The sequence below is a fragment of the Massilia forsythiae genome, assembly GCF_012849555.1.
GTDB lineage: Bacteria > Pseudomonadota > Gammaproteobacteria > Burkholderiales > Burkholderiaceae_D > Telluria > Telluria forsythiae.
The window spans coordinates 1,824,444-1,836,878 of record NZ_CP051685.1 but is presented as its reverse complement, the minus strand read 5'-3'; the positions used below and the strand labels follow the sequence as shown (position 1 = coordinate 1,836,878).

The following is a 12,435-nucleotide window of genomic DNA, read 5'->3' as shown; positions in this document are numbered from 1 at the left end:
ATGACGAGTCCAACCGTAGAAAGCGGAGCAGCCCACGCGCCTACCGCCGGCGAATACATCCAGCACCACTTGCATCACCTGACTGCCGGCCACCAGAGCTTCGTGGTCGATTTCCATGTGTGGAACATCGATACCATCTTCTGGTCGGTGTTCGCGGGCGTGGTGGGTTGCCTGATCATGTGGCTGGCGGCGCGCCGTGCCACCTCGGGCGTGCCGGGCCGTTTCCAGGCTGCCGTCGAAATGATCGTCGAAATGGTCGAAGACCAGTCGAAATCGATCATCCACGGTGACCGCAGCTTTATCGCCCCCCTGGCGCTGACCGTGTTCGTCTGGGTCGCCCTGATGAACTCGCTGGACTTCCTGCCGGTCGACCTGTTCTCGGCGCTGTTCCGGGTACTGGGCGTCGAACACTTGTTCCCGACCCACCGTGTGGTACCGACCGCCGACCTGAATGGCACCATGGGCATGGCCCTGGGCGTGCTGGCGGTGGTCCTGTACTACAACCTGAAAATCAAGGGCGTCGGCGGCTGGATCCACGAGCTGTTCGCCGCGCCGTTCGGCATCTGGCTGGCACCCGCCAACTTCCTGCTGAACCTGATCGAATACGCAGCCCGCACCGTGTCGCTCGGCATGCGACTGTTCGGCAATATGTATGCCGGCGAGCTGCTGTTCCTGTTGATTGCTCTGCTCGGCTCCATGGCCACTGCTTTCGGCTTTATCGGCCACGTGGTTGCCGGCTCGATCTGGGCGATCTTCCACATCCTGATCGTTATCCTGCAGGCATTCATCTTCATGATGCTGACGCTGGTTTACATCGGTCAGGCCCACGAGAGCCACTGACCGACGCGATCGCAAGAACGAACAAGATAGTGGTAGTAAAGAAGTTGTAATTCTCTAGTTTTTTTAAATTTTTAACTTTTTGGAGTAAATCTCATGACTGACGTTTCTTTTGTTGCACTGGCTTGCGGTCTGATCATCGGCCTGGGTGCTATCGGCGCATGTATCGGTATCGCGATCATGGGCGGCAAGTACCTGGAAGCTTCGGCACGTCAGCCTGAGCTGATGAACACCCTGCAAACCAAGATGTTCCTGCTGGCCGGCCTGATCGACGCGGCATTCCTGATCGGTGTTGGTATCGCCATGCTGTTCGCGTTCGCAAATCCGTTCCACGGCTAATCGAAGCAGTATTCGGTTCTGAACAGCCGAACCGACCCGGTTCGGCATCCGTTTTTGTGAGAAGGAATTTACCGTGAACTTAAACGCAACTTTGTTTGCCCAGTTCGTGGTCTTCTTCATCCTGGTCGCCTTCACGATGAAATTCGTGTGGCCGCCACTGATGAAAGCGCTCGACGAGCGCGCCGAGAGGATCGCGAGTGGCCTGGCCGCGGCTGACCGTGGCAAGGCAGAAATGGCCGCCGCCGAAAAGCGCATCGCCAGCGAGCTGTCCGCTACCCGTGACGAAAGCGCCAAGCGCATCGCCGACGCCGAAAAGCGTGCCCAGGCGATCATCGACGACGCCAAGCAGACCGCCGGCGTCGAAGCCGCGCGCATCCGCGCCGAAGCCGAAGCCGATGCGACCCAGCAGATCAACCGCGTGCGCGACGAACTGCGCGCCCAGGTGGCGACCCTGGCCGTCAAGGGCGCCGAGCAGATCCTGCAGCGCGAAGTCAATGCAGCGGCGCACGCCGACCTGCTGTCGAAACTGGCGACCGAGCTCTGATCATGGCTGAATTCGCAACCGTCGCCCGTCCCTACGCCGAAGCCCTGTTCCGTGTCGCCCAGAACGGCGACATGGCGACCTGGTCGGCCCTCGTCGCCGAACTGGCGCATATCGGCGCCAACCCGGACGTGCAGGCTTTCGCCAGCAATCCGAACGTGACGCCCGCGCAGCTGGCCGAGACGATTGCGTCGCTGGTCAAGTCGCCCATGTCCGCGGAAGCGAACAACTTCATGGCGATGCTGGCCGAAAACGGCCGCATCGCCCTGTTGCCGGAAATCGGCGCCCAGTTCGTCGTGCTCAAGAATGCACACGAAGGCGCTGCCGACGCGACTATCCACAGCGCGTTCGACATGTCGGCCGATCAAGTGTCCGCGCTGGTCGCCACGCTGGAAAAGAAATTTGGCCGCAAGCTGAATCCCACGGTCGCACTGGACCCGTCCCTGATCGGCGGCGTGCGCGTGGTCGTCGGCGACGAAGTGCTCGATACCTCGGTCCGCGCCAAGCTGCAGCAGATGCACGCCGCGCTGGTGGCCTGAGGACGCCCATTCGCACCGTCCCGCGTCCAGTCTTGCCCAACGCATCAAGAAACTATTAGGAGTTAGCACTCATGCAACTTAATTCGTCTGAAATCAGCGAACTGATCAAGAGCCGCATCCAGGGCCTGGAAGGTCAGGCTGACGTACGCAACCAAGGCACGGTGATCTCCGTCGCCGACGGTATCTGCCGCATCCATGGTCTGTCGGACGTGATGCAGGGCGAGATGCTGGAATTCCCGGGCAATACCTTCGGCCTCGCCATGAACCTCGAGCGCGACTCGGTCGGTTCCGTGATCCTGGGCGGCTACGAGCACATCTCGGAAGGCGACGTGGTCAAAACCACCGGCCGCATCCTGGAAGTGCCGATCGGTCCGGAACTGCGCGGCCGCGTGGTGAATGCGCTGGGCCAGCCGATCGACGGCAAGGGTCCGGTCACTACCGCCCTGACCGCCCCGATCGAGAAGATCGCGCCGGGCGTGATCGCGCGTGAATCGGTGTCGCAGCCGATGCAGACCGGCATCAAGTCGATCGACGCGATGGTGCCGATCGGCCGCGGCCAGCGCGAGCTGATCATCGGCGACCGCCAGACCGGCAAGTCGGCCGTGGCCGTCGACGCGATCATCAACCAGAAGGGGCAGGACGTCACCTGCGTGTACGTCGCGATCGGCCAGAAGGCATCGACCATCAAGAACATCGTGCGCTCGCTGGAAGAGCACGGCGCGATGGACTACACGATCGTGGTCGCCGCCTCCGCGTCGGAATCGGCCGCCATGCAGTACATCTCGGCATACTCCGGCTGCGCGATGGGCGAATACTTCCGTGACCGCGGCCAGGACGCCCTGATCGTGTACGACGACCTGTCGAAGCAGGCCGTGGCCTACCGCCAGATCTCGCTGCTGCTGCGCCGTCCGCCGGGCCGCGAAGCCTACCCGGGCGACGTGTTCTACCTGCACAGCCGCCTGCTGGAGCGCGCCGCACGCGTGAACGCCGACTACGTCGAGAAATTCACCAACGGCGCCGTGACCGGTAAAACCGGTTCGCTGACCGCGCTGCCGATCATCGAAACGCAAGCGGGCGACGTCTCGGCCTTCGTGCCGACCAACGTGATCTCGATTACCGACGGCCAGATCTTCCTAGAGACCTCGCTGTTCAACGCCGGCATCCGTCCTGCGATCAACGCCGGTATCTCGGTGTCGCGCGTTGGCGGCGCCGCCCAGACCAAGGTCATCAAGAACCTGTCCGGCGGTATCCGTACCGACCTGGCGCAGTACCGTGAACTGGCCGCGTTCGCGCAATTCGCCTCGGACCTGGACGAATCGACCCGCAAGCAGCTGGACCGCGGTGCGCGCGTGACCGAACTGCTGAAGCAGAAGCAGTACTCGCCGCTGCCGATCTCGCTGATGGCCGCGTCGCTGTTCGCCGTCAACAAGGGCTACATGGACGACGTCGAAGTCAAGCGCGTGCTGGACTTCGAACACGGCCTGCACAACCACCTGAAGTCGAGCCACGGCGCGCTGCTGTCGAAGATCGAGCAAGCCAAGGCGCTCGACAAGGATGGCGAAGCCGCCCTGGCGGCAGCTGTCGGCGATTTCAAGAAATCGTTCTAAGCGTTTCATCATCGAAGCGCGGGGTGGGAGAACACTTCCATCCTCAACGTGATATGACCGGGGTTCGGCTCCGGTCATGAGGAGTAAGGGCTCATGGCAGCAGGCAAAGAGATACGTGGCAAGATCAAGAGCGTAGAAAATACGAAGAAGATCACCAAGGCGATGGAAATGGTCGCCGCGTCCAAGATGCGCAAGGCGCAGGACCGGATGCGCGCCGCCCGTCCCTACAGCGAGAAAGTCCGTAACATCACGGCCAACCTCGCCACTGCGAACCCGGAATACACCCACGCGTTCATGGCGCAAGCCAGGGACGTCGAGGCGAAGGCCGTCGGCTTCATCGTCGTCACGACCGACAAGGGTCTGTGCGGCGGCATGAACACCAACGTGCTGCGCCAGGTGACGCAGAAGACCCGCGAGCTGGAAGCCGCGGGCAAGCGCATTGAAGTCGTTGCGATCGGCAACAAGGGTCTGGGCTTCCTGAACCGCATCGGCGTGAAGGTGGTGTCGAGCGTGACCCAGATCGGCGACACGCCGCACCTGGAAAAGCTGATCGGCCCGATCAAGGTGATGCTCGACGCCTACCAGGATGGACAATTGGATGCGGTGTACCTGTGCTACACCAAGTTCATCAACACCATGCGCCAGGAACCGGTGCTCGAGCAGCTGCTGCCGCTGCCGGCCCAGCACCTGCAGGCGCAAGCCGGCGCGCACGCGTGGGATTACATCTACGAGCCGGACGCGCAAGTGGTCATCGACGAGCTGCTGGTGCGCTACGTCGAGGCGCTGATCTACCAGGCGGTGGCGGAAAACCTGGCGTCCGAGCAATCGGCGCGCATGGTGGCGATGAAGGCCGCGAGCGACAACGCGGGCAGCGTCATCGGCGAACTGAAGCTGGTCTACAACAAGACCCGCCAGGCGGCGATCACCAAGGAACTGTCCGAGATCGTGGCCGGCGCGGCGGCAGTGTAAACGCCGCGGTCCAACAACTGATTTCAAGATTTGCACCGGTGTCGCAATGCGCCCGGTGCGATCGATAAAAGCTTACAACATTATCTGAAGGAACGAACATGGCTGATGGCAAAATCGTTCAGTGTATCGGCGCCGTGGTTGACGTGGAATTCCCGCGCAACGCAATGCCGAAGGTTTTCGACGCACTGAAAATGGCAGGCTCCGAACTGACCCTGGAAGTCCAGCAACAGCTGGGCGACGGCATCGTCCGTACCATCGCGCTGGGCAGCTCGGAAGGCCTGCGTCGCGGCATGATGATCCAGAACACCGGCAACCCGATCATGGTGCCGGTCGGCACCGCGACCCTGGGCCGCATCATGGACGTGCTGGGCAACCCGATCGACGAATGCGGCCCGGTCAATGCCGACCGCACCGCCTCGATCCACCGTTCGGCGCCGGTGTACGACGAGCTGTCGCCGTCGACCGACCTGCTGGAAACCGGCATCAAGGTGATCGACCTGGTGTGCCCGTTCGCCAAGGGCGGCAAGGTCGGCCTGTTCGGCGGCGCCGGCGTCGGTAAAACCGTCAACATGATGGAACTGATCAACAACATCGCCAAGGCGCACTCGGGTCTGTCCGTGTTCGCCGGCGTGGGCGAGCGTACCCGCGAAGGTAACGACTTCTACCACGAGATGGCCGATGCCAAGGTGGTCGACCTGGAAAACCCGGCCAACTCGAAAGTGGCGATGGTCTATGGCCAGATGAACGAACCGCCGGGCAACCGCCTGCGCGTGGCGCTGACCGGCCTGACCATGGCGGAAGCCTTCCGCGACGAAGGCAAGGACGTGCTGTTCTTCGTCGACAACATCTACCGCTACACCCTGGCCGGTACCGAAGTCTCGGCGCTGCTGGGCCGTATGCCGTCCGCGGTGGGCTACCAGCCGACGCTGGCCGAAGAGATGGGCCGCCTGCAGGAGCGCATCACCTCGACCAAGACCGGTTCGATCACCTCGATCCAGGCCGTGTACGTCCCTGCGGACGACTTGACCGACCCGTCGCCGGCAACCACCTTCGCCCACCTGGACTCGACCGTCGTGCTGTCGCGTGACATCGCTTCGCTGGGTATCTACCCGGCAGTCGACCCGCTGGATTCGACCTCGCGCCAGCTGGACCCGCTGGTGGTCGGCCAGGAGCACTACGAGACCGCGCGCGCCGTGCAGGGTACCCTGCAGCGCTACAAGGAACTGCGCGACATCATCGCGATTCTCGGCATGGACGAACTGGCGCCGGAAGACAAGCTGGTGGTGGCGCGCGCCCGCAAGATGCAGCGTTTCCTGTCGCAGCCGTTCCACGTCGCCGAAGTGTTCACCGGCGCGCCGGGCAAGTACGTCTCGCTGAAGGACACGATCAAGGGCTTCAAGATGATCGCATCGGGCGAGCTGGACCACCTGCCGGAGCAGGCGTTCTACATGGTCGGCACGATCGAGGAAGCCATCGAGAAGGCCAAGAAGCTGGCCGCTTAATCCGCGCCTCTTCAAAGGACACACATGGCAAACACCATCCAAGTTGACGTCGTCTCGGCCGAAGAGCAGATCTTTTCGGGCCAGGCGGAATTCGTCGCGTTGCCGGGTGAATCGGGCGAGCTGGGTATCTACCCGATGCACACCCCTCTGATCACGCGCATCCGTCCGGGCGCCGTGCGCATCAAGGTGGCCGGCCGCAGCGACGAAGAATTCGTGTTCGTCGCCGGCGGCATCCTGGAAGTCCAGCCGAAAGGCGTGACCGTGCTGGCCGACACCGCGATCCGCGGCGCCGATCTGGACGAAGCGAAAGCCCAGGAAGCCAAGCGCAAGGCCGAAGAGCTGATGCTGCACAAGGACACGCAGATCGACTACGCCAAGGCGCAAGCCGAACTGGCGGCGGCGATCGCACAACTGGCGGCGATCCACAAGCTGCGTCATAAAGGACGCTGATCGCTGTCGTCTGGCGATGCATACAATGAAGGCAGCCTGCGGGCTGCCTTTTTCATTGGCGCTGCACGGCCGGGCACGCTTGCGCCGCCCACCCATGCAAACCTGATAAGCTGGATTTCAATGCACCCTGGCGCAGCGCCAGGGTGGCGCCCATCGAACCAGCGACAGACAATCATGAAAACCATCGAACAAATTCTCCATAGCGCCAGGACCGTGGCGGTCGTCGGCCTGTCCGACAAGCCGGACCGCGCCAGCCTCGAGGTGGCCGGCTACCTGCAGCGGCACGGTTACCGGATCGTCCCGGTCAACCCGGCCTATGCCGGCAAGGAGATCCTCGGTGAAAAGGCCTACGCCACCCTGCAGGAAGCGGCCGACGCCCTGGCGCACGAGGGACAGCGCATCGACGTGGTCGACTGCTTCCGCAAACCGGAAGACATGCTGCCGATCGCCCGGGATGCCATCGCGGTGCGCGCCGGCACCCTGTGGATGCAGCTCGGGATCGAGAACCAGCAAGCGGCCGACCTGGCGCGCGCCGCCGGCCTGGACGTGGTCATGGACCACTGCATGCTGATCGAGCACCGCAAGCTGGGAGCCTCCGCATGAAGTTGCTGGAACGTTTCCGCGTACGCGGCGGCCTCGAACTGCGCGAAGAAGATGCCGGCGCCACCCCGCTGCGCGACGACGAGGGCGGCAAGCTGCGCAACGGCGCCATCAAGGCGAAGGAGCGCGCGCTGACGGACGAGCTGGCCGCGGAAGCCGGCAAGCTGCAGGAAAAGCTGTACGCCGGACGCCAGCGCAAACTGCTGCTGGTGCTGCAGGGGATGGATACCTCGGGCAAGGACGGCACCATCCGCAAGCTGTTCTCGCACATCAATCCGATGGGCTTGCGCGCCACCGGTTTCACGGCGCCGAGCACGCGCGAGCGCGCCCACGACTTCCTGTGGCGCGTGCATCCGCACGTGCCGGGCAGCGGAGAGATCGCGATCTTCAACCGCAGCCATTACGAAGACGTGCTGGTGCCGCGCGTGGCCGGCGACATCGACGGCAAGGAAGTCAAGCGGCGCCTGAACCAGATCCGCGACTTCGAGCGCATGCTGGCGGAATCCGGCACCACGATCATGAAGGTGTTCCTGCATATCTCGAAGGACGAACAGAAGAAGCGCCTGGAGGAGCGCCTGGACGACCCGGAGAAGCACTGGAAATTCGATCCGAACGACCTGGTGCAGAGAAAGCACTGGGACGCTTACCGGCACGCCTACGAGGATGCGCTGCGCGCCACCGATACCGACCACGCGCCCTGGTACGTGGTGCCGGCCGATTCGAAAACCCATCGCAACCTGATCATCGCCAACCTGCTGCTGGAAACGATGCAGGGCATGAAGCTGGACTGGCCGGCGCCGCAGGCGGACCTGTCGCAGGTGAAGGTGGAGTAGGGGGGGCGACAGCGCCGTGCGGTCTGGCGAAACGGGCGCCGGGGCGGCACCGATACGCGTCCGATTTGGCATAGAATGGCTCCCTCCAACCATTTTATTTGCGCGACTTCCTCCATGTCCAAGACCACCGCTTTCCTGCTGTCCCTCGCCGGCGCCGCCGCCATCGCCACCGCCGTGCCGGCGCCCGCACTCGCGCAAAACGCGGCGGCTGCGCCGGCCGTGAACAAGGCGCCGGCTTCCTGCCCGGCCGTGCTGCAGCACAGCTTCAAGCGCCTGCAGGATGAGGCGCCGCAGGACCTGTGCCAGTACGCCGGCAAGGTGGTGCTGGTGGTGAACACCGCCAGCTATTGCGGCTACACCAAGCAGTACGACGGCCTGGAAAAGCTGTATTCGAAATACGCGCCGCGCGGCCTGGTGGTGCTGGGCTTCCCGTCCAACGACTTCAAGCAGGAAGACGCCGACGCCAAGAAGATCGCCGACCTGTGCTACAACACCTACGGCGTGAAATTCCCGATGTTCGCCACCACCGCGGTGAGCGGCAACGGCGCCAATCCGCTGTATGCGGAACTGATCAAGGCCACCGGCAACCAGCCGAAGTGGAATTTCAACAAATACCTGATCGGCCGCGACGGCAAGGTGCTGGATTACTTCCCGAGCAAGGTGACGCCGGAAGATGCGGCGCTGGTGGGCAAGATCGAGCAGGCGCTGGGCGGATAAAAAACACGCTGCCAATTTTCCCGTCTTCCCCGCGAAGGCGGGGACCCATGCTGAGCGACTTCGATCGGCGCCCGATGGGTCCCCGCCTTCGCGGGGACGACGCAGATGCTTTAATGACCATCACTGCTTCATGGTTGTTTTGATGCACATCAATGATTTTGTTGTGCCGCATCAATAAACTTCTCTTCGCTGAACAACAACACGAAGAAAGGTCACACCATGAACAAGTCGATGCTGAAAGGGATGATTGCCGCGCTGGGTGTCTGTGCCGGCATGGCCGCCGTTTCCGCGCCCGCGCTGGCGCAAGAGTCGCCGTGGCTGGTGCGCGTGCGTGCGCTGCACATCGATCCGGCCGACAAGTCCGACCCGCTCGGCGGCACCGGCGCCGGCGACCGCCTGCACGTCAGCGACAAGTGGATTCCCGAAGTCGACATCGCCTACTTCCTGACGCCCAACTGGGCCGCCGAACTGATCCTCACCTATCCGCAAAAGCATACCGTCACCCTGGACGGCGCGGCGATCGGCACCTTCAAACACCTGCCGCCGACCTTGACCGCGCAATACCACTTCCTGCCGGGCGCGGGCATCGACCCCTACGTCGGCGCCGGCGTCAACTACACGCTGATGTCGAAGGTGAACCTGCTGAACGGCGCGGCGCGCCTGGAACACGACAGCGTCGGGCTGGCGCTGCAGGCCGGCGTCGATGTCAGGATCGACGATCGCTGGTCGGTCAACCTGGACGTCAAGAAGGTGCAGATCCGCAGCGACGTCGAGATCGCCGGCGCGCGCGTCACGCGCGTAAAGGTCGATCCGGTATTGCTGGGCGTCGGTCTCGGCTACCGTTTCTGAAGAGTTACCGCTTTCTCCAAAGCGCGCCGGCCACGCCGGCTTTCACGCCGGCCTCGCGCCGGCTTTTTTGATTCAGCCGGCCAGCACCGCTTGCAGCGGGCCGCGCAGCGCATTGCACACCACGATCGCGTCGGCACGTTGCAGCATGGCGCGCGTGATCACACCCTCGACCGCATCCCAGCCCGGATCGTCCAGCAGCACGGCGCGCAGCACGCCGGGCAGCACGCCGCACGCCAGCGCCGGCGTGATCCAGCGGCCGTCGACATGCACGAACACGTTGCTGCGCCCGCCCTCCGTCAACTCGCCGCGCTCGTTGAAGAACAGGGTGTCGAAGGCGCCGGCGCTTTCCGCGGCGCGCCAGGCGGCATCGTAGCGGCTGCGCACGCTGGTCTTGTGGCGCAGGAGCAGGTCGCCCGATCGGGTCGTTTCTGACGCCAGCAGCAGGCGCACCGGCTGGTCCTGCGCGGCCGGCAGCGGCGCCAGCACGGCGCTTTGCAGGTCGAGCACGCCATCGGGGCGCAGCGCCAGGCGCAGGCGGTGCGGCAAACCGGGCGCCAGGGCGGCGCAGGCATCCAGCACGGCGGCGCGCGTGCGGTCCGCGTCGAACGGGTAGCCGAAATAGGCGCTCGAGGCCTGCAGGCGAGACAAGTGCCGCTGCAAGTGCCGGCAACCATCCTCGCGCGTGGCGAACATGGTCTCGAACAGTTCGAACGTGTTGGCGAGACCGGTGAGAAAACCGGCCTTCAGGCGGCACTCGGCGAATTCGGCGGCGGCGTCGCTGTCGTGGACGATGCCGGCGCCGACGCCGAGTTCACCTTCGCGTACGCCGTCCCGCGGCGCCTGCAGCACCAGTGTGCGGATCGGCACCGACAGGCAGAAGTCGCCGAAGCGGGCAGCGGCCACCGGAACGGCGCCCGCCATCTGCGTGGCGGCGCCGTCAGGGTCCGCGCCGGCATCCGTGCCTGCGCACGCGGGCGGATCGATCCAGCCGATCGCGCCCGTGTAAATGCCGCGCGCGTCCGGCTCCAATTCGCGGATGATTTCCATGGTGCGGCGCTTGGGCGCCCCGGTGATCGAGCCGCACGGGTACAGCGCGTCGAATAGAGAAGCCAGCGTGACGCCGGGGCGTAGTTGCGCGTGCACGGTGGACGTCATCTGCAGCACCTTGCCGTGGCGATTGACCTCGAACAGCGCCGGCACGGCCACGCTGCCGGTGACGGCGATCTTCCCCAGGTCGTTGCGCAGCAGGTCGACGATCATGAGGTTTTCGGCGCGGTTCTTGGTATCGGCGGCCAGCGCCCGGGCGCGCTCGGCATCGATCGCGGCAGCATCGGGCGATGCGTCGGGCGCCGCAGGAGCGGTGCCCTTCATCGGCCGCGCCAGCAATCGTCCACCCGTGTGGCGCACGAACAGTTCCGGCGACAGGGACAGCACGGTGCGTCCGTCCGGCAGGCCGATCAGCGCGCCGTACGGCACCGGCTGGCGCGCGCGCAGGCGCTCGTACAAGGCGAATACCGAGCCGAAGGCGTCGAAGCGCAGGCGGTAAGTGTAGTTCACCTGGTAGGTGTCGCCGGCGGCGATCCAGGCGCGGATGGCGTCGATGGCGCGCGTGAACGCGGTTTCACCCACGTTGGCGCGCAGCGCGGCGATACCGGCCGGTGCGCTGCCCTGCGCACCGGCCGCTTGGTCCACGGCAGCGGCGCGTTCGCGCAGCCAGGCCGCGACGCCGTCGGCATCGAGCGCTTCGTAGCGTTCGAACAGCAGCACCTGCGCCAGCGGCGCCGGCGGCGTCGGCGGGTGCGCCGGGTCGGCAGACGCGGACCGGGCAGCCATGCCGAACAGGCCTTCTCCGAGTTCGTAGGCCAGCACCGGCACCGCGTACAGGCCGCGCGCCAGCGCCGCTTCCAGCTGCGCCAGCAATTGCGGCCAGGCGTGGATGTCGTGGCAGGCCAGCGTGCCGGCGTGATCGCGGTACAGGCGCGAGCGCGCCTGCGCGCGGCCATCGGCGCCGGCGTCGTCGAGCAGGGCGAATACGGGGCCTTGCATATGCGCCGTCACGCCGCCAGCAGCAGCGCCAGGTGCACCGGGCTGTGGTCGGCCGGATGCTGGCGGAAGCCGCTCTTGGCGAAGCGGTGCCAGCGCCCGGTCACGTAGGACACCAGCATGGCGGCGCGCGCCGCCACATCCTCGATGCGGCCATGGCCCTGGCCGGCGGCAGTGCTGAGCGATTGCATGAAAGCCTGCTCGACGCGCTCGTAGAAGCCGCTCATGCGCAGCTGCAGGCGCTCGTCCTCGCCGACCAGGGCTTCGCCGATCAGCACGCGCGTCATGCCCTGGTTGTCGGCAGCAAAGGCCAGCAGCATCAACAGCATCGCGTGCGCCTGCTTGACGCCGTCCGGCTCGCGCTCGGCGATCTGGCGCGTGGCGCCGAACACGCTCGCTTCGATGGTATCGATCAAGCCCTCGAACATCTGCGCCTTGCTGGCGAAATGGCGGTACAGCGCCGCCTCCGACACGGCCATGCGGGCGGCCAGCGCGGCGGTGGTGATGCGGTCGCCTTTCGGGTGCTCGAGCATGGCCGCCAGGGCGGACAGGATCTGCTGCTTTCTCTGGCCCGGCTTGCTACTACCCATGGATCGGCGATGCTCCGTA

The 12,435-nt window shown here is 64.8% G+C and carries 14 protein-coding genes; 12 read left to right on the top strand and 2 right to left on the bottom strand.

The genetic code is table 11. The annotated features are described in order from the left end of the window. From atpB to HH212_RS07950, 12 genes are all read left to right on the top strand, one after another. Window positions 1-840 carry a F0F1 ATP synthase subunit A gene (gene atpB / locus HH212_RS08005; protein ID WP_169434919.1) on the top strand — a complete coding sequence of 280 codons (840 nt, stop codon included), beginning with the start codon at window positions 1-3 and terminating at the stop codon, window positions 838-840. Window positions 841-933: 93 nt separating this feature from the next. Then, window positions 934-1,176 (top strand): F0F1 ATP synthase subunit C, encoded by a 243-nt coding sequence (gene atpE, locus HH212_RS08000; RefSeq protein ID WP_036171449.1) that lies wholly within the window; start codon window positions 934-936, stop codon window positions 1,174-1,176. Between the two features lie 73 nt (window positions 1,177-1,249). Next, a complete protein-coding gene (locus HH212_RS07995; protein ID WP_169434918.1) occupies window positions 1,250-1,720 on the top strand; it encodes a F0F1 ATP synthase subunit B in 471 nt (156 codons plus the stop codon). Window positions 1,721-1,722: 2 nt separating this feature from the next. Beyond that, a complete protein-coding gene (locus tag HH212_RS07990) occupies window positions 1,723-2,256 on the top strand; it encodes a F0F1 ATP synthase subunit delta (RefSeq protein ID WP_169434917.1) in 534 nt (177 codons plus the stop codon). A 71-nt stretch (window positions 2,257-2,327) separates the two neighbouring features. Continuing rightward, window positions 2,328-3,863, top strand: a complete 1,536-nt coding sequence (gene atpA, locus HH212_RS07985) for a F0F1 ATP synthase subunit alpha (protein ID WP_169434916.1) — start codon at window positions 2,328-2,330, stop codon at window positions 3,861-3,863. A 93-nt stretch (window positions 3,864-3,956) separates the two neighbouring features. Continuing rightward, on the top strand, window positions 3,957-4,832 hold the full coding sequence (gene atpG / locus HH212_RS07980; RefSeq protein ID WP_169434915.1) for a F0F1 ATP synthase subunit gamma: 876 nt from the start codon (window positions 3,957-3,959) through the stop codon (window positions 4,830-4,832). A gap of 98 nt (window positions 4,833-4,930) precedes the next feature. Beyond that, window positions 4,931-6,334 (top strand): F0F1 ATP synthase subunit beta, encoded by a 1,404-nt coding sequence (gene atpD, locus HH212_RS07975; RefSeq protein ID WP_169434914.1) that lies wholly within the window; start codon window positions 4,931-4,933, stop codon window positions 6,332-6,334. 24 nt (window positions 6,335-6,358) lie between these two features. Next, window positions 6,359-6,784 carry a F0F1 ATP synthase subunit epsilon gene (locus HH212_RS07970; RefSeq protein ID WP_169434913.1) on the top strand — a complete coding sequence of 142 codons (426 nt, stop codon included), beginning with the start codon at window positions 6,359-6,361 and terminating at the stop codon, window positions 6,782-6,784. 174 nt (window positions 6,785-6,958) lie between these two features. After that, window positions 6,959-7,387, top strand: a complete 429-nt coding sequence (locus HH212_RS07965; RefSeq protein WP_169434912.1) for a CoA-binding protein — start codon at window positions 6,959-6,961, stop codon at window positions 7,385-7,387. Further along, window positions 7,384-8,217, top strand: a complete 834-nt coding sequence (locus tag HH212_RS07960) for a PPK2 family polyphosphate kinase (RefSeq protein WP_169434911.1) — start codon at window positions 7,384-7,386, stop codon at window positions 8,215-8,217. The genes HH212_RS07965 and HH212_RS07960 overlap by 4 nt, the downstream gene beginning before the upstream one ends. Window positions 8,218-8,331: 114 nt before the next feature. Further along, entirely contained in the window at window positions 8,332-8,934 is a 603-nt protein-coding gene (locus tag HH212_RS07955; RefSeq protein ID WP_169434910.1) for a glutathione peroxidase, read from the top strand. A 219-nt stretch (window positions 8,935-9,153) separates the two neighbouring features. Continuing rightward, window positions 9,154-9,783, top strand: coding sequence for an OmpW/AlkL family protein (locus tag HH212_RS07950; protein ID WP_211172473.1), 630 nt, complete (start codon window positions 9,154-9,156; stop codon window positions 9,781-9,783). A gap of 72 nt (window positions 9,784-9,855) precedes the next feature. Here the strand turns inward: HH212_RS07950 and HH212_RS07945 are convergent, their stop codons facing one another. Together HH212_RS07945 and slmA are read right to left on the bottom strand one after the other, a co-directional pair. Further along, window positions 9,856-11,829 (bottom strand): chorismate-binding protein, encoded by a 1,974-nt coding sequence (locus tag HH212_RS07945; RefSeq protein WP_169434909.1) that lies wholly within the window; start codon window positions 11,827-11,829, stop codon window positions 9,856-9,858. An 8-nt stretch (window positions 11,830-11,837) separates the two neighbouring features. Continuing rightward, window positions 11,838-12,416: a nucleoid occlusion factor SlmA gene (gene slmA, locus HH212_RS07940; protein ID WP_169434908.1), complete on the bottom strand. Its 579-nt coding sequence runs from the start codon at window positions 12,414-12,416 to the stop codon at window positions 11,838-11,840. Window positions 12,417-12,435 lie beyond the last annotated feature (19 nt).

Bases quoted from the DNA above. Each gene is read 5' to 3' on its own strand.
- atpB (WP_169434919.1), top strand. From the start codon at position 1: ATGACGAGTCCAACCGTAGAAAGCGGAGCAGCCCACGCGCCTACCGCC.
- atpE (WP_036171449.1), top strand. From the start codon at position 934: ATGACTGACGTTTCTTTTGTTGCACTGGCTTGCGGTCTGATCATCGGC.
- HH212_RS07990 (WP_169434917.1), top strand. From the start codon at position 1,723: ATGGCTGAATTCGCAACCGTCGCCCGTCCCTACGCCGAAGCCCTGTTC.
- atpA (WP_169434916.1), top strand. From the start codon at position 2,328: ATGCAACTTAATTCGTCTGAAATCAGCGAACTGATCAAGAGCCGCATC.
- atpG (WP_169434915.1), top strand. From the start codon at position 3,957: ATGGCAGCAGGCAAAGAGATACGTGGCAAGATCAAGAGCGTAGAAAAT.
- atpD (WP_169434914.1), top strand. From the start codon at position 4,931: ATGGCTGATGGCAAAATCGTTCAGTGTATCGGCGCCGTGGTTGACGTG.
- HH212_RS07970 (WP_169434913.1), top strand. From the start codon at position 6,359: ATGGCAAACACCATCCAAGTTGACGTCGTCTCGGCCGAAGAGCAGATC.
- HH212_RS07965 (WP_169434912.1), top strand. From the start codon at position 6,959: ATGAAAACCATCGAACAAATTCTCCATAGCGCCAGGACCGTGGCGGTC.
- HH212_RS07960 (WP_169434911.1), top strand. From the start codon at position 7,384: ATGAAGTTGCTGGAACGTTTCCGCGTACGCGGCGGCCTCGAACTGCGC.
- HH212_RS07955 (WP_169434910.1), top strand. From the start codon at position 8,332: ATGTCCAAGACCACCGCTTTCCTGCTGTCCCTCGCCGGCGCCGCCGCC.
- HH212_RS07950 (WP_211172473.1), top strand. From the start codon at position 9,154: ATGAACAAGTCGATGCTGAAAGGGATGATTGCCGCGCTGGGTGTCTGT.
- HH212_RS07945 (WP_169434909.1), bottom strand. From the start codon at position 11,829: ATGCAAGGCCCCGTATTCGCCCTGCTCGACGACGCCGGCGCCGATGGC.
- slmA (WP_169434908.1), bottom strand. From the start codon at position 12,416: ATGGGTAGTAGCAAGCCGGGCCAGAGAAAGCAGCAGATCCTGTCCGCC.